Below are 20,211 nucleotides of genomic sequence, written 5' to 3'. Positions count from 1 at the left end.
GGCGAGAAGGACGTCTCTCGTCCTTCTCGCCCTCCGCGCTCATGCGAGCCGGATGGTCTTGTCCCCAATCTGGATGAGGGCCTCGAACGTGCCGCCGAGCGCCTCGGCATACCGCATGAGCGTGCTCACCTTGAGCGAGCCGATGTCACCGCTCTCGACCTCCGAGACGCGCGCCTGGCTGATGCCCATGCGCTCGGCGACGTCCGTCTGCGTGAGGTGCTCCGCCCTGCGCGCCTCCTGCAGCTCGTAGGCTCGGCACTCCGCTATGAGCCTGAGCGCCTCGCGGTGAATCTCCTCCCGGTCAAAGCCCCTGCGGGCAATAAAGTCATCAAGCGTGTCCACCGTTATCCTTCCATTCGAGATAGCGTCTATAGCGTCGCTCTGCCTCCGGTATCGCCGCCTTGTACCACTTGCCCCACTTCGGCCCTCGCTTGAGGAGGCCAGCCTTATCTCCCGCCAAAAGCGTCACGGCGCTTCTGTCTTCATCAAAGACGAAGAGAATCCTTATCTCGCTCCTTCCGGTTGATCTTGGCCTCAGCTCCTTTAGGTTGTGAATCGAAGATCCGTGGATGGAATCTACGAGAGGACGTCCGAGCGCGGGGCCATCTGCGGCAAGGGCTTCTAGAGCTTCCGCAACGCGTAGCGCAATGGGCTCATCGAGCGAATCGAGCCAGCTTCGAATAAATTCGGTTTGTACGGTCCACCTCATACTATAACCTTTCCCCTATATTGTTCAAGGGCCAATGGCCCCCTACGAACGGGAGAATCAGACTGGGTTGTTCGTGTGAGATGGTCGCTACCTGAACGTTCGGATTCGGAGACCCATCCAATGCGTTCGTCACTGCGGCCGCGACCTGCCGTCGCGCGCCTCCCAGCATTCCTTCGCTGGCTGTGCCACAACCATATTGCAAACAAATGTTCGTGTCAAGAGGAAAGAGAAAGGCCCGTGACGTCTACGACATCACGGGCCGGTGCCGCACGGGCGTCTGTGCTAGCCCTCGACCTCGATGAGCTCGATATTGAAGTTGAGTGCCTTGCCGGCCATCTCGTGGTTCATGTCAAAGGTGATGTTGCCGTTCTCCACCACCGTCACCACGGCGGGGAAGGGCTGGCCGGTCGGCGCGGTGAGCATGACGCGGTCGCCTGCGGAGAGAGTCTCCGCGCCGGGCATGGCGGACACGGGGACGGTCTGGATGAGGCGTTCGTCGCGCTCGCCGTAGGCCTCGGCGGGCTCAAGGCGCACGTCGACGACCTGGCCGACCTCCATCTCGCGCACGGCCTCGTCGAAGCCCTTGATCATCTGGCCGGCCATGCAGGTGAAGGCGAGCGGCTCGCCGCGGTCGCGCGAGGAGTCGAACTTCGTGCCGTCATCGAGCGTGCCGACGTAGTGGACCTTGACCTTCTTGCCCTCGTTGCTCATGGTTCTCCCGTTCTGTCTGGGGCAGTTCCGGTCCCTGATTGTGACAGAACGGGAGGATGCGTGCTCGGGACGGGTGTACACGTGCGGCGCTTTGGCCCCCTGTGGAAGGCCGAAAGCGCCGCACGTGTACGGTCGGCGGGCCTAGTCGCGCTCGGCGCGGTCCGTGGCCTCGTCCCACACCCGCTTTGACATAAGCTGGTCGCGCACGGAGCTCCAGGCAGAGGGTCCAAGCTGGCTCTCGTCGAGCGTCACCCCGAGGAGGTACTCGAGGTCGGAGCGCCTGAAGGAGTAGCGGTCCACGTCGATCTCCCGGTCATCGAGGTCGGTCTCGACGAGCGTGACCGTCCAGGTGTTGACGTCAGGCATCGAGCAGAACACGACGGCCGCGTCATAGGTGAGGGCCCGCTCGACGGCGTCGTCGTCAAAGTACATGAGCCGCTCGTCCTTGCCGAAGTCATACTCCGTGAGGAGCTCGTCGGACTGGGTGCCCGCCTCCGCGGACGCGACATGGCAGCCGAGGGGAAGGGAGGTCACGACGTCGAGTGCCAACCCCTGGGCGAGAGTCGCGTAGGAGCTCGGGTCGTTTGAGAGGATGAGGTCGTCCAGCTCGTCGGTCACGAGCAGGGTATCGCTGTCGACGGGGCTGCCCTGCGGCTGCTGCGTGGTGGTCGTGCTGGGTGTCTGCGTGTTCGTGGTGACGGTGTCGCCCCGGTTCTGGTCCGTGTAAACCGTTCCGTCCGGCTCGTCCACCTGCTGGACGGTCGCGTCCGTTGAGCTGTCGTAGGCATTTCGGGCGTCATCCGTCCTCAGGAGGCCGAATGCCGTCACCGCGACCATGCCCACGACCAGCACGCACGCGATCGCGACGGCAGCGATCACCCCCGTCGACCAGCGTCTCTTCTGCGGGGTGGCCGCCTCCGCCATGGGCACGGGCGGGACGTCCGTCCTGGTGCCCGTCTCCTCCGCGGCAGCGACTGCAGGCGCCACGACCGTGTGGTCGGCCGCGGCATCTCCGTCCTTCTCGCCCATGACGTCCTCGACGCTCGTCACGGCCTCGCAGGTGCGACGATACGCCTCGGCCTCGGTCATGCCCTGCGCGAGGTAGTCCTCGTAGCGCGCCACGAGGTTGCCGTAGATCTCCTCCTTGAGCTCGATGGTCTCCGCGTCGAGCGTGCGCCCCTCGAAGAGGTGCTCGACGTACATCCTGATGTCGCTGATGCCACTCATTTGGCGCCTCCGTCCTGACTGAGGAGTCGGTCGATGATGGTCCGGGCGCGGACCCACCGCGCCGTGGCCTCGGCGAGCTCCCCGCGCCCGCCCTCGGTGATGTGGTAGTACTTGCGACGCGCCCCCTGGGACTCGCTGCCCCAGTAGCTCTCCACGAGCCCCTGCCCCTCGAGGCGCTTGAGGCTCGTGTACAGCGAGGGCTCCTTCATCTCGTAGGCGCCGTCGCTCGCGCTGGCCACGTCCTTCAAGATCTCGTATCCGTAGGAGTCGCCGCCGGTGAGGGCGTTGAGCACGATGGCGTCGATGTTGCCCCTGATGAGGTCGCTCTCCGCGTCTCTGCCTGCCATGGGTCACCTCCTCGTCCGTCGTTGTGCTTAGTCTAACGTATTACTTCGACAGACATAGTACACTGATATGCGATATACCGTGAACGGCGAGGATGCGGAGGCGAGCGGCGGAACAAAAAATCGGCCCCCCTACCTCAGGCGGGGCCCCGCGTCCTAGCCCTCCCGCCCCTCTTGGGGCGGCGTCTCCGTCGTGCTCTCGGCGGGCGGCTCGTCGGGGCTCGTCGGGGCCTTCGCCTCGTCCTTCTCGCCCAGCGACGTGACCGTCATCGTGCGGTCGGACTCGGTGCAGGTGAACGAGATCGCGTCTCCGGGCTGGTACGTGACGATCTCCAGCATTCCCGGCAGCGCGAAGTCGTAGATGGCGTCGTCGCCCTCGAGGGTGACATAGAAGTGGGAGTTGCCGTCCACGACGGCCTGCGCGATCGTCTCCACCACGCCCTCGACGTCCCGCTTGTCGGAGGCGGCCGCGGCCTCGTCCTCGCCGAGGACGCCCGCGCCCGCCATCATGTCGAGGTACGCCTCCTGGCACTCGGCCACCGTGGAGCCCGTGGCCACGGTCTGGTACTGCTCCACGTTGATCATCGCGTACATCTTCACGAGGCCGGCGTCGTCCTTGAGGCTCATGAAGTAGGTGGGCTGGCCTGCCACGTTGAGCAGGAGCGGGAACGTGGACTGGTAGCCGAGGTTCTGGACCTGCCCCTCGGCCGAGGCCATCGCGGAGTCCTCCGTCGCGCCGGCCACGGGGTAGTAGTGCGACTCTCCCGTGCGCTGGTTCACCAGGATGAAGCCAACGTTGGAGCTGTCGGCCGTGACCGAGCTCACGCCGGAGTACAGGTAGATGTCCCCGCCCTGTGCGAGGTAGTTGTAGCCGAGCTCCCCGTTGGTCCCCGGGGTGGTGCGCACCACGCCCTGCTGGCCGAGCCAGGAGTTGAGCCAGCCCCCGGAGTAGGCGCCGCTCCAGTTGTACTGCTCGATGATGAGGTCAGCGGGATAGGCGCGGTCGACCCACTCGGGGCAGTCCTCGATCGCGTAGTCCTCGGTCTCGCCGGTGCAGGCGTCCACGAGGACGACGCGCGCGATAGTGGTGCCGTCGAAGAGGCCGATCGTGCGGCGCTGGACGGGGTAGACCCACCAGGGGTTGCCGTCCTCGTCGAGCTCGAAGGACTTCTGGTCGAAGAGGTAGGTGGGGTAGCGCAGCTGCACGTGGCGGTCGACGTTGCGCGCGAGCGGCTCGGAGTCGGAGTACATGATGGGCCGCTCGAGGCGCACGACCTGGGTCTCCTGCGACGCCATGTCCACGAGCACGTAGGCCGGGATGCCCGTGTCGCGGTTCGAGAGCCACTTGAAGAGGTCGGCGTAGGCGAGCGGGCTCACGCGCACGGGACGGCCCTGGTAGTTGATCTGGCTGTAGGTGTCCGCGATCTCAAACTGGCTCACGTACTCCGGGATGGAGCCCATCGCGCGGTTTCCGAGGATGACCGCGGAGTCGCGGTCGATGACGGGCACCTCCGAGTAGTCGACCTCCTCGATGTCCTCAGCGAAGGTGCCCTCCGTGGTGTCGAGGACGGAGGCGTAGCGCTCGGCGTTGCCCGGGATGAAGGGCTGGCCGAGAAGGACGCCCAGCACGAAGGCGGCAACGACGCTGGCGGGGATCACCATGAGGCGGCGCAGGAGCGCGCCGTGGCGCGACGAGCGCAGCGAGGCTACCCAGAGGCCGCCCGCCGCGAGGGCGGCGACGGCGATGATCCAGGTCCAGACCTGCCTGCTTCCCAGGTTGATCGCGGGGTGGAACCACCAGTAGCAGGCCACGAGCGCCAGCACGAGCACGACGGCGAGCACGATGAGCGCCCGGCGGCTCCACCGGGCAATCGACTCGAACCTCGTGCCGAACGCGTCGGAAAAGATCTGGTCGAAGGGACCGTGTCCCTGGGGCATGCTCGCTCCTCTCATGACAAGGGTGACGGGGTCGCTCGTCAGGTGCGCGGCCCCGGCGCCGGCGGCGTGTCCCCCAGTATGCCCGAGGGGCGCGCCGCTGTCACATTGGGTATCCTATAACCCGTAGGCGACGTGCTGGAGGAGGTGCGCGTGGACGGCTTTGTGGGGGTCTTCGACTCCGGCGTGGGCGGCATCAGCGTCCTGCGGTCCCTCGTGGCCGAGCTGCCGCATGAGGACTTCCGCTTCTTCGGCGACTCTGCAAACGCGCCCTACGGCGAGAAGACCGAGGACGAGGTGTTCGACCTCTCCCGTTCCATCGCCGAGCGCTTTCTCGCGGACGGCGCGAAGGCGATCGTCATCGCCTGCAACACCGCCACGTCCGTCGCTGCCGCCCGCCTGCGCGCCGCGCATCCGACGGTTCCGATCGTCGGCATCGAGCCCGCGCTCAAGCCGGCCGCGAAGGCGCTCCCGCGCGGGCGCGTCCTCGTGATGGCCACCGAGGTCACGCTGCGGCTGGAGAAGTACCACGAGCTCGCGCGTGCCTGGGGAGGGGAGTGCGAGGTCATCTCGGTCCCGTGCCCGGGCCTTGCGGCGCGCATCGAGCGCGGGGAGCTTGACGCGCCCGACCTCGCGGAGATGATTCGGGGCTTCGTGGGCCCGTATGCGGGGTCCGTTGACGCCGTGGTGCTCGGCTGCACGCACTACCCCTTCGTCCGTCGGCAGATTGCCGAGGTCCTGGGGCCGGAGGTGCGCTTCTTCGACGGCGGCGCCGGGACGGCCCGGCAGCTGCGCGCGCGCCTCGCCGAGGAGGGTCTCCTCTCCCGCGAGTCCCGTCCCGGGCGCGTGACGTTTGCCTCGAGCCTGGACACCCCTGGGGAGATCGCTCTCTACGAGAGGTTCTTCTCGATCCCCCTGTAGCGTCGTGCCGATTGTCGGTGATTTTCGGCGAGCCCCCGAAGTACTTCCTCGCTAGTAGCATTTTTTGACCTGCGGCTTTTCAGGCGGATTGTGGCTGATACTTGGGATATCCCGGAAAAATCACCGACAATCGTCAGGGAGGCGGCCACGGCCCCCGCGCGTGACAAGAAGAGGGCGGCCGCCGAGCCGGCGACCGCCCCCCAAGCGCTTGTGTCCGGCGCCTACACCCTCCGCTGGCCCCAGAAGAAGGTGGCCACGGTGCCCGGTCCGGTGTGCACGCCGATGGTGGCGCCGATGGGGAAGATCTCCACCTTGCCGTCGAGCTTGGGGAAGGTCTCCTCGATGCGGCGCGCCACCTCCTGCGCGTCCGCGAGGCACTCCGACTGGCTGATGAAGCACTTGCCGGAGTAGTCGCGCCCGCCCTCGGCGAGCTCGACCATCTTCTCCACAACGCGGTTGATGGCCTTGGCCTTGGTGCGGATCTTCTCCTTGACGGCGAGCGAGCCATCGGGCTCCACGTCCATCACGGGGCAGATCTTGAGCACGCCGCCCACGAGCCCCGCGGCCTTGGAGATGCGCCCGCCGCGCACGAAGAACGTGAGGTCAGACGAGAAGAACCAGTGCTGGACCTCGTGCTTGTGGTCCTCCGCCCAGGCGGCGAGCTCGTCGATGCCCATGCCGGCGTCGCGAAGCCCCGCGAGGCGCTCCATGAGCAGGCCGAAGCCGGCGGACGCGGCGAGCGAGTCGATGACGTAGATCTTGCGGTCGGGGTACTTCTCGGCCAGCTGGTCGCGCGCGGCGCACGCTGAGTTGAAGGTGCCCGAGATGCCGGTGGAGAGCGTCACGTGAAGGACGTCGAGCCCCTGCGCGAGGTACTGCTCGAAGTGCTCCATGTAGTCGCCGGCGCTGATCTGCGAGGTCTTGGCCTCGGCGCCCGCGAGCATCTTGGCGTAGAGCTCGGCGGGTGAGTTGGTTGCCCCGAAGTCGTCCTTGCACATCTTGCCGTTCAGGTAGTAGTTGAAGTAGAGGTACTTGATGTCGTGGTCGTCGAGCCACTCGCGCGTGACGTCGGCAGTGGAGCAGCAGCTGAGAACGTAGCTAGGCATGGAAGACTCCTCTGACGGGTACAATACCATCTCGAATCATAGCCGAACTCGCCCCCGCGCATCCCGTGCCGGGCGGCTTCCCCCAGAGGAGGAACCCACATGAACGACGCCGTGAAGTTCAAGGACATGCCCTACGAGCGCCCGGACCTGGAGTCCGTGAAGGCGGAGTATGCCCGCCTCGCCGAGGCGCTGGCATCCGCCGAGACACTCGAGGCCGCCGAGGCGGCGTTCCTCGAGAAGGACCAGCTCGACCGCCACACGCAGACGGCCGCCGAGCTGGCCATGATCCGCCACGTCATCGACACGCGCGACGAGTTCTATGACACCGAGGCCTCCTTCTGGGACGAGGCCCAGCCCGAGCTCCAGTCTGCCTCGGACGCCTTCACCGCGGCGCTTCTTGCCACGCCCTTCCGCGCCCAGCTGGCCGAGAAGTACGGCGAGCTGCTCTTTGCCCAGGCAGAGCAGGAGCGCCGCACCATCAAGCCCCAGATCGTCGAGGACATGAAGCGCGAGAACGCCCTCGCGCAGGAGTACGTGAAGCTCATCGCCTCCGCGCAGATCCCCTTTGAGGGCGGCACCTACACGCTCTCCCAGCTCACCCCGTTCAAGAAGTCGGCCGATGACGCCCAGCGCCTGGCCGCCTGGAAGGCTGAGGGCACCTGGTACAAGGAGCACCAGGCGGACTTTGATCGCATCTACGACGAGCTCACCCACGTGCGCGACGCCATGGGCAAGAAGCTCGGCTACGAGAACTACCTGCCGCTCGGCTACGACCGCATGGGGCGGCTCTCCTACGGCCGCGAGGACGTGGAGCGCTTCCGCGAGGCCGTGCGCACCTACGTGGTGCCGCTGGCCGACAAGGTCTACCGCGCGCAGACCGAGCGCCTGGGCGTGGAGTACCCGCTCTCCTTTGCCGACGAGGCGCTCTCCTTCCGCTCCGGCAACCCTGCACCGCGCGGCACCGCCGATGACGTCCTCGAGGCCGGTCGCACCTTCTACCGCGCGCTCAGCCCCGAGACCGGCGCCTTCTTCGACATGATGCTCGAGCGCGACCTCATGGACGTCCTCTCCACCGAGGGCAAGGCCGGCGGCGGCTTCATGACGCAGATCCCGGACTACGACGTGCCCTTCATCTTTGCCAACTTCAACGGCACGCAGGGCGACGTCGAGGTGGTCACGCACGAGGCGGGCCACGCGTTCTCCTACTACATGAACACCCATGTGGTGCCCATCACGCTCTCCATGCCCTCGACGGAGGCCTGCGAGGTCCACTCCATGTCCATGGAGTTCATGGCCTGGCCGTGGGCCGAGGAGTTCTTCGGCGACGACGCGCGCAAGTACCGCTACGCGCACCTGGCCGGCGCCATCACCTTCATCCCGTACGGCACGATGGTCGACCACTTCCAGCACGAGGTCTACGAGCACCCCGAGATGACGCCCGCCGAGCGCCACGCCACCTGGAAGCGCCTGCTCGGCGTCTACATGCCGTGGATGCGCCTCGACGGCGACATCCCCTTCTACGCCGAGGGCGAGGGCTGGCAGCGCCAGAGCCACATCTACGAGAACCCGCTCTACTACATCGACTACTGCCTCGCGCAGACGGTGGCGCTCGAGTTCTGGGCGATGTCGCAGGACGACTTCAAGGCTGCGTGGGAGCACTACATGGCCTACACGCGCCAGGGCGGCACGCGCGCCTTCACGGACCTTCTCGCCCACGCGGGCATGACCTCGCCCTTTGACGAGGGCTGCCTCAAGGCCATCTGCGAGCGCGCCACGGCCTGGCTCGAGTCCTACGACCTCACCGGCATCGAGTAGCGTGCAAAGGGGACAGGCACTTTTGCACGCCAGGGGAAGGGCGAGAAGAACGTGAGGAAGAAGGCGCGCGAGCGGCTCAAGGACTTTGGGCCTGACGACAACGGCAAGATGGCCTACCTCGGCGACCACGTTCGCCTGGCCGGGGGGCAGGACCGGCGCCGCCTCGTCGCCACGCTGTGGGTGGCGTGCGGCGTGGCGACGCTTGCCGTGCTCGGCGCGTCGCTCGCCAACCCGGCGGGGCTCTCCGGCTGTCCCTACGTGGTGCTGCCGTATGTCGCGCAGTTCGTGGCGATGGTGTCGGTGCTCTGGGGCATGGGCAGGCTCTCCGTCGCCGGCGAGCGCGTGCGCGTCTACGTGCGGGACGAGACCGTGGGCGCGCTGCCGCGACGCTGCGTCGCGGCGGCCGCGCTCGGCCTCGTCGCCGTGGTGGGGGAGGTCGTCCTTCTCGCCACGGGCGGGTCGTCGCCGGTGGCGGCGGACTTCGCGTTTCTCGCCTGCGAGGCGGTCTCGGTCGTGGCGCTGGTTACGCTGCGCCGCCTCTGCCTCGCCACCGAGTGGGAGTCCTGCTAGTTGGGGACGTCCCCCAATTGGCGGGGCCGCCAGGCTCGGGGGCCTGCTCGCTTAGGTGACTCGCTTAGGTGAGCAAGAACATTCAATCATCGCTGCTCACCTAGTGGCAGAGATCTGCTGCGAGCTGGGAGTATCTTACTCACCTAAGAAATCGGTGCACGATGGTTCAACGATTGTGCTCACCTAAGCGAGGGCTGGGGGTGCGGTCGGGGCAAGGAGCGGGCGGACGAGCCGAGAAGAGCCGTCGAGAAGAGCCGTCGAGAGAAACCGCCGAGAAGAACGGAGGCCCCATGGAGAAGACGGACGTACGCTGGGAGCGCGAGGACGGGCACGTGCTGCGGCTCGCCCGCGCCGGGGACGTGGACGCGTACTGGGCGGGGCTCTCGACGCTCGACGCGGAGGCGGCGCTCCTCACGGGCAGCCGGGATCGGTACGAGAAGGACGAGGCCACGAGCTTCTTCCTGCGCTGCGTGGATGACCCGGACCGTCGCGACCTGCTGATCCTCTCGCCCGGAGGCGCCGTTCTGGGGGAGAGCGTCATCAATGAGATCGACTGGCGGGCGAGAAGCGCCAACTTCAGGATCTGCATCTTCGGCACGGCGGGGCGCGACCGGGGGCTCGGCTCCTGGGCCGTGGCCCTCACGCGCGACTATGCTTTTGCGGAGCTGGGCCTGCACCGCCTCGAGCTGGACGTCTTCTCGATCAACCCCCGCGCGGAGCGCGTCTACGAGCGCGCCGGCTTCCGTCGCGAGGGGGTCCTGCACGATGCCATACTCCTGCCCGACGGCACCTACTGCGATGACGTCCTCATGGCGATCCTCGAGGAAGAGTGGCGCGCCCAGGCCTGCCAATCGGAGGCTGCCCCCGATTGACGGACCGTGGCAGGTTCACGTCTGGTGAAACCAGTTTGTAACCAGTGCGTGAAAGCGATACCGCTCCAGTCGCTTTTAAGATTTCCAAAAAGTAACATTCATCGGGAGTGTGAGATACTAGGTATCCTGCACCGAGGCTCTCCGCCGGACGCGCTCGGGGAAGTGCGCCGGTTGAAAACGATCCCCACATGGGAGGAAGGTAGGGAAAGATGCTCGTAACCAGAAGAAGGATGCTCGGGCTCTCCGCAGCCACGATGGGCGCCCTCGCCCTCGCCGCGTGCAACAACGGCGGCAACGGCGGCGAGACCAGCAACGGCGGCGAGGCCACGTCCGATCACGCCGGCACCCTCGTTGCGTCCACCAACGGCCTCGAGGGCAAGTTCTGCCCGCTGTTCACCGCCTCTGCGGCCGACCAGGACGTCGTGAGCTTCAACAACATCACGCTCCTCGCGACCGACCGCATGGCCGAGCCCATCTACAACGGCATCGAGGGCGAGACCAAGGAGTACAACGGAACCGAGTACACCTACACCGGCCCGGCCAACATCGAGATGGTCGAGAACGCCGACGGCACCGTCAACTACAACGTCCAGCTCCGTGACGACCTCAAGTTCCACGACGGCTCCAACATGACGGTGGACGACATCATCTTCACGTTCTACTCCTACTTCGACCCCACCTACGACGGGTCGGCCACCCTCTACTCCAACGACATCAAGGGCCTCGCGGAGTACCGCTCCGGCATGGCCACGCTGGCCTCGCTCATCGGCAACGCCGGCCGCGAGAACACCGACTTCACCTACTTCACCCAGGAGCAGCAGGACGCCTTCTGGGCGGCCGTTGACGACGGCGGCACCAAGTTCGCCCAGGAGATCGTCGACTACATGATGGAGAACGGCGCCACCGACGTCGCCTCCGCCGCCGCTGGCTGGGCCTACCCCGACCTGCCCGCCGACGCCACCGCCACCGACTTCTTCGAGGCCATCGGCGCCAACTACGACTGGAACTTCTCCGCGTGCGAGGCCGAGACGGCCGGCACCGCCCTCTCCGAGCTCATCCCCGAGGACGTCTACAACATGGGCACCCAGGGCGTCGAGACCGGCGAGGCCGCCCCGAACGTCGCGGGCATCGTCAAGGTTGACGACTACAACATGTCCGTCGTCACCAACGGCGTCGACGCGACGATGATCTACCAGCTCTCCATCGCCCCGTGCTCCTACAAGTACTACGGCGACGAGTCGCTCTACGACTACGAGAACAACTCCTTCGGCTTCACCAAGGGCGACCTCTCCAAGGCCCGCGGCCTCAACGGCCAGCCCATGGGCTCCGGCGCCTTCAAGTTCGACGACTACACCTCCGGCACCGTCCACATGTCCGCCAACGAGGAGTACTACAAGGGCGCCCCGAAGACCGCCCACCTCAACCTCGTTGAGTCGCAGGAGGCCGACATGGTGACCGGCGTCCAGGCCGGCACGCTGGACATCTCCCAGCCGTCCTACTCCATGGAGGTCGAGGGCCAGATCAAGGAGATCAACGGCAACGACTCCACCTCCGGCGACGTCATCACCACCTTCCTGCACGACTACCGCGGCTATGGCTACCTGGCCATCTCCGCCAACAAGGTGAACGTCGCGGGCGACCCCGCCTCCGACGCCTCCAAGGCGCTGCGCAAGGCCATCTGCACCGTGATCTCGCCGTTCCGCGCCTCCGGCGTCGCCTCCTACTACGGCGACACCGCGTCGGTCCTCAACTACCCGATCTCCACGTCCTCCTGGGCGTCCCCCAACGAGACCGACCCGGGCTACGCGGTCTGCTACTCCACCGACGCCTCCGGCAACCCGCTCTTCACCGACGGCATGAGCGACGACGAGCGCATCGAGGCCGCCAAGGCCGGCGCGCTCACCTGGTTCGAGGCCGCGGGCTATACCGTCGCTGACGGCAAGCTCACCGCTGCCCCCGAGGGCGCCAAGCTCGAGTACCAGTGCAACATCGGCGGTGGCGGCCAGGGCGACCACCCCACCTTCATGATCCTGCAGGAGGCCAAGAACGCCTTCTCCGAGATCGGCATGAACTTCATCGTGAACGACATCGCCAACGCCTCCGACCTCTTCGCCTCCTACCAGTCCGGCGAGGCCGAGATGTGGTGCGCCGCCTGGCAGTCCACGGCCGATCCCGACATGTACCAGCTCTACCACAGCCAGGGCTCCACGAACTACTACTGCATCAACGACGCTGACCTCGACGAGCTCATCGAGGCCGGTCGCCAGACGCTCGAGACCGAGAGCCGCAAGGCCATCTACAAGGAGGCCATGGACATCATCCTCGACTGGGGCGTCGAGCTGCCCGTCTACCAGCGCAGCGAGTGCACCCTCGTCTCCTCCGAGCGCGTGAACATCGACTCCGTCGTCCAGGACCAGACCCCGTACTGGACCTGGAAGGACGAGATCGAGAAGCTCGAGCTCAAGTAAGTCCTTTTCCCAGGTAGATCGTGTTGGGCGCGACGGCCGAGTGCCGTCGCGCCCCGCGCCATCGCTAGGGGCTGGCCCCCTGTTGGATTGAGAGACCTCCTTCCCGTGCTGGAAGACAGAGGAACTGCGCCTTCCAGCGCAGAAACGGGGTCTCTGCTGCCCGCGAGAGTCGGGCACAAGTGAGAGGAGCGTTTGCGACGTGAGAACCTATATCGTCAAGCGCATCGGAATCTCGGTCATCATCCTGCTGTGCGTGACCTTCATCATCTACGGCCTGATGCGCGCGCTGCCGTCCTCCTATGTGGAGACCATGGCGATGCAGCTCTCCCAGGCGCCGGGCGCCAAGTCCTTCGAGGAGTGGATGGCCCAGCTCAACGCCCAGTACGGCCTCGACCAGCCGGTGCCCATCGGATACGTTACCTGGCTCGGCGACTTCCTGACCGGCAACTTCGGCGACTCCTGGAAGTTCAACGTGCCGGTTCTGACCGAGTTCCAGAACACCATCGGCATCTCGTTCGCCATGGGCGGCATCGCCTTCGTGCTCTCCACGGCCATCGCCGTCCCGCTCGGCATCCTGGCCGCCACGCACCAGTACTCCAAGGCCGACTACATCATCTCCGCCGTCGCGCTCGCGGGTATCTCGCTGCCCACCTTCTTCTTCGCGACGCTGCTCAAGCTGATCTTCTCGGTCGGGCTCGGCTGGTTTGACCTCTACGGCCTCATGGGGCGCGACTTCGCCCAGCTCGATGCCGTTGGCCAGGCGCTCGACATGGTGAACCACATGATCATGCCCGTGGTCACGCTCACGGTGATTCAGATCGGCTCGCTCATGCGCTACACGCGCACCAACATGCTCGAGGTGCTCAACGCCGACTACATCCGCACGGCGCGCACCAAGGGCCTGCCCGAGCACAAGGTCATCTACAAGCACGCCTTCCGCAACACGCTCATCCCGCTCGTGACCGTCATCGGCGGTTCGCTCCCGGGCCTGTTCTCCGGCGCGCTCATCACGGAGACCCTCTTCATGATCCCGGGCACGGGCTACACGTCCTACCAGGCCATGACCGGAGGCGACATCCCGTACACGATGTTCTTCCTCACGTTCATCGCCATCATCACGCTGCTCTCCAACCTCCTGACCGACATCCTCTACGCGGTGGTCGACCCCCGCGTTCGCATCTCCTAGGAAGGCGGGTGTAACTCATGAGCGATTCCAAGAACGGCATGCCCGCCGAGAAGAACGACCAGTCGAGAGACGATGCGCAGGAGTACTCCCTCAACGACGACCGTCGCGTGAAGGTGCTCTCGCCGGGCGCCCTTATCGCCAAGCGCTTCTTCCGCAACCGCCTCGCGGTCGTCGGCCTCGTCATCCTCGTCGTGATGTTCGTGTTCTCGTTCATCGGCGGCTTGGTGAGCCCCTATGGCCAGGACCAGACCTTCTCCACGATGACGAAGCTCGACACCCAGTACGCGGGCATCACCGAGACCACCTCGCTGCGCTATGCGGCCGCGCCCGACGCCGACTTCGGCGCCCTCGTGCAGTCCAGCGCCAACACGGCCATCAGCTCCGGCGCGACGTCCTTCGAGCGTAGCGGCGTGACCTACACGATCGAGCAGCCCGCGCCCGACCTCTATGTGTTCAGGCAGGGCGGCGAGGTCGTGGCCTACGCCTCCACCGAGGTCGTGAGCGTTCCGTCCGGCGCGTCGGCGCTCTCCTTCGACTTCCAGATCGCCGCCATCACGGCCGTCTCCAACGCGACTGCGGCCGGCGACGCCGCCCCCGCCCCCGAGGTGACCGAGGAGGGCGTCGTCGTGGTCGAGGGCGGCGAGGAGAACGCCGCGGAGGAGGCAGCCGAGGCCCAGGCCGCCGGCAACACCTTCGAGGCTGACGGCCAGACCTACTCGTTCGACGAGTCCGGCAACGTCATGGACGCCTCCGGTGCCACCGTCGCCATGGTGAGCCCGTTCGTGATCTCGGCCTCCGACGGCAACACCGTCATCCCCGACGACCTTCGCGAGGCGCTGCTCACCGCCGTCTCCGCAGACGTGAGCGACGTCGCCTACACCGACGCCAGCGGCGCCGAGCACACCTACACGATCTCCTATGACGCCTACTCCAAGGTCTACAACGTCACCGAGACCACGGAGAACCTGGTCTACGACCGCTATGCGAGCCCCTCGGCCGAGCACTGGCTCGGCACCGACGGCAACGGCATGGACATGCTCACGCGCCTCATGTACGGCGGCCGCGTCTCGCTCATCATCGGCTTCATCGTCGTCTTTATCGCCGCGGGCCTCGGCGTCATCATGGGCGGCATCTCCGGCTACTTCGGCGGCTGGGTGGACAACCTGATCATGCGCATCGTCGACATCTTCTACTGCCTGCCCTCGATGCCGATCATCATCATCCTCGGCTCGGCGATGGACGCCATGCGCCTCGACCCCTGGATCCGCATGATCTACCTCATGCTCATCCTCGGCTTCCTGTCCTGGCCCTCCATCGCGCGTCTGGTGCGCGGCCAGATCCTGTCCCTGCGCGAGCAGGAGTTCATGCTCGCCACCGAGGCCACGGGCATCTCGATTCCGCACCGCATCGTCCGTCACCTCATCCCCAACGTCATGCCGCAGCTGATCGTCTCCTGCACCATGAGCCTGGGCTCCACGATCATCACCGAGGCCACGCTCTCGTTCCTCGGCCTGGGCGTGAAGTTCCCGTTCGCCTCGTGGGGCAACATCATCTCCGACGTCAACAACGCCTTCGTCATGACCAACTACTGGTTCATCTGGATTCCCGCCGGCATCTGCCTGCTGCTCGCGGTCCTTGGCTTCAACTTCGTGGGCGACGGCCTGCGCGACGCCTTCGACCCCAAGATGAACCGCTAGGGAGGGGCAGCCAATGTTTGGATCCGAGAAGAAGAAGGAGGCGGGCTACCTCTCCGCGAAGGAGTCCCGTCGCATCTCCAAGGAAAACCGCAAGATCACGCAGGAGTACGAGAAGAAGCGCAAGCGCAAGAACGTCGACCCCTCCGAGTACGCGTGCGAGATGCGCGACCCGGGCAACGCGGTCGAGTTCGATGACGTGCACACGTACTTCTTCACCGACACGGGCGTCGTCAAGTCCGTCGACGGCGTGTCCTATGACGTCCCCGTGGGCAAGACCGTGGGCGTTGTGGGCGAGTCCGGCTGCGGCAAGTCCGTCACGTGCCTTTCGCTCATCCAGCTCCTGCAGCGCCCGCAGGGCCAGGTCACGGGTGGCTCCATCCGCCTCAACCTCGGCGACCACGCCATCGACGTGACCAAGGCGCCCGAGGAGGCCATGCAGAAGATCCGCGGCTCCGAGGTCTCCATGATCTACCAGGAGCCCATGACCTCGCTCAACCCGGTCTTCAAGGTGGGTGAGCAGATCGAGGAGGTCATCGCCCTCCACGACGGCAAGGACTGGTCCAAGGAGCAGATCAAGGCCCGCGCGATCGAGATGATCGAGACCGTCGGCATCGCCAACTCCGAGGGCGTCTACGGGATGTACCCGCACGAGCTCTCCGGCGGCATGCGCCAGCGCATCATGATCGCCATCGCGCTCGCCTGCAACCCGCGCATCATCATCGCCGACGAGCCCACCACGGCCCTCGACGTGACCATCCAGGCGCAGATCCTCGACCTGCTTCGCTCGCTCAAGGAGAAGATCAACTCCTCGATCATCCTCGTCACGCACGACCTGGGCGTCGTCGCCGAGATGGCCGACTACGTCGTGGTCATGTACGCCGGCCGCATCGTCGAGCGCGGCACTGCCGAGGAGATCTTCGACCACCCGGCTCACCCCTACACCATCGGCCTCATGGCCTCCAAGCCGGTCGTGGGCAAGAAGGTGGAGCGCCTCTACTCCATCCCGGGCAAGGTCCCCAACCCGGTCAACATGCCGGACTACTGCTACTTCAAGGACCGCTGCGAGCTCTGCGTCAAGGCATGCTCCGGCGAGTACCCGCACATGGTGCGCCTCTCGCCCACGCACGAGGTGAGCTGCTACCGCTACTACGACAATGCGACGGCCGAGGCGGCCAATGAGACCGCCGCGGTTCTCGACAATCTCATCACCGGCACCGACACCAAGGGGGAGGAGAAGTAGCATGGCTTCCGCGAACACGGCCGTGGACGTCACGTCCACCGACGCCTCCGCCAAGAGCGACGACATCATCCTCGAGGTCAACGACCTCAAGAAGTACTTCCCCATCAAGGGGGGCATGTTCAACCGCGTGCAGGGCTACGTGAAGGCCGTCGACGGCGTCTCCTTCAAGCTGCGCCGCGGCCACACGATGGGCCTCGTGGGCGAGTCCGGCTGCGGTAAGTCCACCACGGGTCGCACCATCCTGCGCCTCGCGGGCGAGAAGACCGGCGGCGACGTGCTCTTCAACGGACGCGAGGTCTACAGCCTCAGCGCCAAGGAGCTCCACGACGCCCGCACCAAGATGCAGATCATCTTCCAGGACCCGTACTCGAGCCTCTCGCCGCGCCTCCCGATCTCCGAGATCGTGGGCGAGGCGGTCCGCGAGCACAACCTCGTCCCCAAGGACGAGCTCGACGACTACATCGACAAGGTGATGGAGGAGTGCGGCCTGCAGCCGTACCACAAGATGCGCTACCCGCACGAGTTCTCCGGCGGCCAGCGCCAGCGCATCTGCATCGCCCGTGCCCTCGCCCTGAACCCCGAGTTCATTGTCTGCGACGAGCCCGTCTCGGCGCTCGACGTCTCGATTCAGGCGCAGATCATCAACCTCCTGCACGACCTGCAGGAGGAGCGCGGGCTCACCTATCTCTTCATCAGCCACGACCTCTCCGTCGTCGAGCACATCTCGGATGCCGTGGGTGTCATGTACCTGGGCGGCATGGTCGAGTACGGCTACACGGCCGACATCTTCAAGAACCCGCTGCACCCCTACACGAAGGCGCTCTTCTCGGCCATCCCCATCCCGGATCCCAAGGCCAAGCAGAACCGCATCGTGCTCGAGGGCTCCATCCCCTCGCCGGCGAACCCGCCCAAGGGCTGCAAGTTCCACACGCGCTGCCCGTTTGCCAAGGAGTGCTGCAAGGAGATCGCGCCCGAGCAGAAGGAGCTGGAGCCGGGCCACTTCGTCTCCTGCCACCTCTACGACGAGTAGGGCGCGTCGTGGCAGCAGGACGCCGCGAGAAGAACGACTTCGAGGATGACGGCCGCGTCATCGCCGACATGTCGGCGGTGGAGCGGCCGTCGCTCCTTGGTCACGTGCCCGAGCGCAGACGGGACGTCGAGCCCCGGGTCCCCCGTCGGCCCCGGGTCGAGCTCACCACGAAGGAACGGATCTGGATGGCCCTCGGCGCCCTCAAGGCCGGTCTCACGATCGGCTGCGTCAATGTCGTGGTGCTCGGGCTCGTGATCGTCGCCCTTCTCGCCCTTTGGACTTCCATGCAGGGTTGAAGCCCCCGGCGTGCCACTGGCGTCAGGCTTATTTGGCGTGCCACTGGCGTCGGGCTTATTTGGCGCGACCTAAATCGCGCCAAATAAGCCCGACGCCAGTGGCACGCCAAATAAGCCTGACGCCAGTGGCACGCCGGCGGCACGGCACCCGGGTCGACGCAAACGACGTCACCAGCTCCCCGTATACTTGAGTGAAGAGACAATGACGAGAGGGGTCCCTATGGGCAGGTCTGGCGGCGGTGGAGGAGGCTTCTCCGGCGGAGGGCGCAGCGGTGGCTTCTCCGGCGGCGGTCGTCGTTCCGGTGGCTTCTCCGGCGGGGGCGGCTTCAGGGGGTCCGGCGGTCGCTCGGGCGGCGGCTTCGGCGGCTTCGGCGGGCGCCCCGCGGGCGGCCCCCCTCCTGGCGGGCCTGGCCCTGCCCCTCGTCCCCATGTGCACATGGGCGTGCCGTTCTTCGGCGGCTTCGGCGGATTTCGTCGCTCCCCCGCGCCGGGCGGCGTCGCCATGGGCAGCGGCTGCGGTGGCTGCCTGGGCGGCATCATGGGCCTCATCCTGGCCGCCCTGCTTATCGCCCTGCTCACAACCGGCCTCTCGACCTGCGGCGGAGGCTATTCAGACTCCTATTCGTACGGCACGAGCTACTCCGACGGCCAGGCGTCCGCCACGGTCCGCGAGAAGCTCCCCGCTGACGCCGTGACACGCACGGACTACTACACGGACGCGGACGGAGACTGGATTCACAGCGCCGGACGTCTTACCGAGGGACTTGAGGACTTCTACGACAAGACGGGCGTCCAGCCGTATGTCTATATCCTTCCCAACGGCACGACGACCTCGGTCGACGAGCTGACCGCGCGTGCCGAGCAGCTCTACGGCGAGCTCTTCCAGGACGAGGGTCACTTCCTCCTGGTGTTCTGCGACGCAGGGGACGGCACCTTCAACTGTGGGTACACGGTCGGAACCGCGGCTTCGGCCATAATGGACACCGAGGCGCTCGACATCCTGGCCGACGAGCTTGACTACGCGTACAACAACGCGGACACCGACGAGGAGGTCTTCTCGGACGCCTTCTCCCGCACTGCGGACAAGATCATGTCCGCGGCCGAGGAGGAGCAGCAGGGCAAGACGACGATGCTCGTCGTGGGGGGCGTCATCCTGGTCGTCGCGGTCGGAGCCGGCATCGCGTATGTCGTGAAGCGCCGCAAGGCCAAGGAGGCCGAGGAGAAGCAGAGGATGGAGGACATTCTCAACACCCCGCTCGAGAAGTTCGGGGATAAGGATGTGGAGGACCTCGCGGACAAGTACGAGGACAAGGACTAGAAGGGAACCGTCATGGGCATTCTTGACCGCTTCACCACCATCGTGAAGGCCAACATCAACGAGCTGCTGGACAAGGCCGAGGACCCGGCCAAGATGGTCGACCAGTACCTCGTCGACCTCACCGAGTCGCTCGCCGACGTCAAGCGCGAGACCGCCGGCGTCATGGCCGAGGAGGCTCGCACCAAGCGCGCCGCTGACGCCAACGCGGAGGAGGTCTCCCGCATGGAGGACCTCACCAAGAAGGCCCTCAAGGCCGGCAACGAGGGCGACGCCCGCGTGTTTCTCGCCAAGAAGCAGAAGCTCGAGACGGCTGGCGCCGAGCTCCAGAAGGCCGCCGACGCGGCCAAGGCCAACGCCGACAAGATGCGCCAGATGCACGACAAGCTCGTGAGCGACATCGAGGACCTCAAGAGCCGCCGCGAGACGATCAAGGCCAAGATGGCCGTCGCCAAGACGCAGGAGAAGGTCGCCGGCTACACCTCCGGCGCCGACAAGGCCGAGAGCGCCATCGAGGCGTTCAACCGCATGGAGGAGAAGGCCGACCGGATGCTCGACACGGCCGACGCCATGGCCGAGCTCAACACCGAGCCCGTCGACGACGCCGAGAGCCTCGCCGAGAAGTACGCGGGCGCGGCCGACAGCGCCGCCGTCGACGACGAGCTCGCCCGACTCAAGGCCGAGATGGGCCTCTAACCCGACAAAGGCGACACGCCACTGGCGTCAGGTTTATTTGGCACGCTTGCTTCGCGTGCCAAATAAACCTGAC

The 20,211-nt window shown here is 66.1% G+C and carries 19 protein-coding genes; 12 read left to right on the top strand and 7 right to left on the bottom strand.

The annotated features are described in order from the left end of the window. Nucleotides 1–39: 39 nt before the first annotated feature. From ACULPM_RS02960 to ACULPM_RS02935, 6 genes are all read right to left on the bottom strand, one after another. Entirely contained in the window at nucleotides 40–342 is a 303-nt protein-coding gene (locus ACULPM_RS02960; RefSeq protein WP_167930018.1) for a helix-turn-helix domain-containing protein, read from the bottom strand. After that, the gene (locus ACULPM_RS02955; protein WP_445331630.1) at nucleotides 329–709 is read right to left on the bottom strand and encodes a type II toxin-antitoxin system RelE/ParE family toxin; all 381 of its coding nucleotides are present in this window, start codon (nucleotides 707–709) and stop codon (nucleotides 329–331) included. The genes ACULPM_RS02960 and ACULPM_RS02955 overlap by 14 nt, the downstream gene beginning before the upstream one ends. Nucleotides 710–991: 282 nt before the next feature. After that, nucleotides 992–1,420, bottom strand: coding sequence for an FKBP-type peptidyl-prolyl cis-trans isomerase (locus ACULPM_RS02950; RefSeq protein WP_167930016.1), 429 nt, complete (start codon nucleotides 1,418–1,420; stop codon nucleotides 992–994). A gap of 141 nt (nucleotides 1,421–1,561) precedes the next feature. Further along, complete coding sequence (locus tag ACULPM_RS02945; RefSeq protein WP_445331631.1) at nucleotides 1,562–2,647, bottom strand: permease prefix domain 1-containing protein; 1,086 nt, start codon at nucleotides 2,645–2,647, stop codon at nucleotides 1,562–1,564. After that, on the bottom strand, nucleotides 2,644–2,994 hold the full coding sequence (locus ACULPM_RS02940) for a PadR family transcriptional regulator (protein ID WP_167930010.1): 351 nt from the start codon (nucleotides 2,992–2,994) through the stop codon (nucleotides 2,644–2,646). Before ACULPM_RS02940 ends, ACULPM_RS02945 begins: the two co-directional genes overlap by 4 nt. Before the next feature lie 153 nt (nucleotides 2,995–3,147). After that, complete coding sequence (locus ACULPM_RS02935) at nucleotides 3,148–4,929, bottom strand: Tat pathway signal sequence (protein WP_445331632.1); 1,782 nt, start codon at nucleotides 4,927–4,929, stop codon at nucleotides 3,148–3,150. Nucleotides 4,930–5,079: 150 nt separating this feature from the next. On the opposite strand from ACULPM_RS02935, the gene murI reads away from it, so the two are divergent. Further along, a complete protein-coding gene (murI, locus tag ACULPM_RS02930) occupies nucleotides 5,080–5,847 on the top strand; it encodes a glutamate racemase (RefSeq protein WP_445331633.1) in 768 nt (255 codons plus the stop codon). Between the two features lie 221 nt (nucleotides 5,848–6,068). Here murI and ACULPM_RS02925 read toward each other — a convergent pair whose 3' ends face one another. Beyond that, on the bottom strand, nucleotides 6,069–6,953 hold the full coding sequence (locus ACULPM_RS02925; protein WP_445331634.1) for a DegV family protein: 885 nt from the start codon (nucleotides 6,951–6,953) through the stop codon (nucleotides 6,069–6,071). A 99-nt stretch (nucleotides 6,954–7,052) separates the two neighbouring features. On the opposite strand from ACULPM_RS02925, the gene ACULPM_RS02920 reads away from it, so the two are divergent. The 11 genes from ACULPM_RS02920 to ACULPM_RS02870 all read left to right on the top strand — a co-directional run bounded on the left by ACULPM_RS02920 (nucleotide 7,053) and on the right by ACULPM_RS02870 (nucleotide 20,138). Further along, complete coding sequence (locus ACULPM_RS02920) at nucleotides 7,053–8,768, top strand: M3 family oligoendopeptidase (RefSeq protein ID WP_445331635.1); 1,716 nt, start codon at nucleotides 7,053–7,055, stop codon at nucleotides 8,766–8,768. Nucleotides 8,769–8,819: 51 nt separating this feature from the next. Next, on the top strand, nucleotides 8,820–9,338 hold the full coding sequence (locus tag ACULPM_RS02915; protein ID WP_445331636.1) for a hypothetical protein: 519 nt from the start codon (nucleotides 8,820–8,822) through the stop codon (nucleotides 9,336–9,338). Between the two features lie 290 nt (nucleotides 9,339–9,628). Continuing rightward, the gene (locus tag ACULPM_RS02910) at nucleotides 9,629–10,210 is read left to right on the top strand and encodes a GNAT family N-acetyltransferase (protein ID WP_445331637.1); all 582 of its coding nucleotides are present in this window, start codon (nucleotides 9,629–9,631) and stop codon (nucleotides 10,208–10,210) included. A 209-nt stretch (nucleotides 10,211–10,419) separates the two neighbouring features. Then, entirely contained in the window at nucleotides 10,420–12,678 is a 2,259-nt protein-coding gene (locus ACULPM_RS02905; RefSeq protein WP_445331638.1) for an ABC transporter substrate-binding protein, read from the top strand. Between the two features lie 199 nt (nucleotides 12,679–12,877). Then, nucleotides 12,878–13,864: an ABC transporter permease gene (locus tag ACULPM_RS02900; RefSeq protein WP_445331639.1), complete on the top strand. Its 987-nt coding sequence runs from the start codon at nucleotides 12,878–12,880 to the stop codon at nucleotides 13,862–13,864. Between the two features lie 17 nt (nucleotides 13,865–13,881). Beyond that, a complete protein-coding gene (locus ACULPM_RS02895) occupies nucleotides 13,882–15,561 on the top strand; it encodes an ABC transporter permease (protein ID WP_445331640.1) in 1,680 nt (559 codons plus the stop codon). A 13-nt stretch (nucleotides 15,562–15,574) separates the two neighbouring features. Next, the gene (locus ACULPM_RS02890; RefSeq protein WP_167930002.1) at nucleotides 15,575–16,801 is read left to right on the top strand and encodes an ABC transporter ATP-binding protein; all 1,227 of its coding nucleotides are present in this window, start codon (nucleotides 15,575–15,577) and stop codon (nucleotides 16,799–16,801) included. Between the two features lies 1 nt (nucleotide 16,802). Next, on the top strand, nucleotides 16,803–17,831 hold the full coding sequence (locus tag ACULPM_RS02885; RefSeq protein WP_167930001.1) for an ABC transporter ATP-binding protein: 1,029 nt from the start codon (nucleotides 16,803–16,805) through the stop codon (nucleotides 17,829–17,831). 8 nt (nucleotides 17,832–17,839) lie between these two features. Further along, nucleotides 17,840–18,127: a hypothetical protein gene (locus ACULPM_RS02880; protein ID WP_445331641.1), complete on the top strand. Its 288-nt coding sequence runs from the start codon at nucleotides 17,840–17,842 to the stop codon at nucleotides 18,125–18,127. Nucleotides 18,128–18,347: 220 nt separating this feature from the next. Next, a complete protein-coding gene (locus ACULPM_RS02875) occupies nucleotides 18,348–19,445 on the top strand; it encodes a hypothetical protein (RefSeq protein WP_445331750.1) in 1,098 nt (365 codons plus the stop codon). Between the two features lie 12 nt (nucleotides 19,446–19,457). Then, nucleotides 19,458–20,138: a PspA/IM30 family protein gene (locus tag ACULPM_RS02870; protein ID WP_445331751.1), complete on the top strand. Its 681-nt coding sequence runs from the start codon at nucleotides 19,458–19,460 to the stop codon at nucleotides 20,136–20,138. Nucleotides 20,139–20,211: the final 73 nt, after the last annotated feature.

This window comes from Thermophilibacter sp. ZX-H3, assembly GCF_052599055.1.
Note: the sequence above shows the minus strand (reverse complement) of the source record. Positions and strands in the feature narration are given on the sequence as shown.